We start from the raw sequence: 427 nt of genomic DNA on the forward strand, positions 1-427 counted from the left end.
GGCCGGCGCAGTTGCTGTTCCGCGAGGCGATCGCGCGCGATGTCGCGATGATCGTGCGCGTGCCGCTGGCCAGCGGCATGCTGACCGGCAAACTCACGGCGCAGTCGAGCTTCGCGGCCGACGATCACCGCAATTTCAACCGTCACGGCGAAGCCTTCGACGTGGGCGAAACCTTCTCCGGCGTGCCTTACGACGTCGCCCTGGAAGCCGTCGAGGCGCTGCGCCCCCATGTGCCGCAAGGCGCGACGATGGCGCAGTTCGCCCTGCGCTGGATCCTGATGGAGCGGGCCGTGTCGGTCGTCATCCCCGGGGCGAAGAACGCTGCGCAGGCGAAGGGCAATGCCGAGGCGAGCGCGCTGGCCCCGCTGCCCGAGGACACCATGGAACAGGCGCGGCGGATCTACGATCAGTTGATCGCGCCGCACGT

Annotated in this window: 1 protein-coding gene; it reads left to right on the forward strand. The window is 69.1% G+C overall.

Annotated features, from left to right (window positions below; all coding sequences use genetic code 11):
* On the forward strand, positions 1-427 hold a 427-nt coding region (locus HW466_RS31565), incomplete at both ends, for an aldo/keto reductase (protein ID WP_176316191.1).

Origin of the sequence: Burkholderia territorii, from assembly GCF_902833055.1 — a bacterium.
Lineage (GTDB): Bacteria > Pseudomonadota > Gammaproteobacteria > Burkholderiales > Burkholderiaceae > Burkholderia > Burkholderia territorii.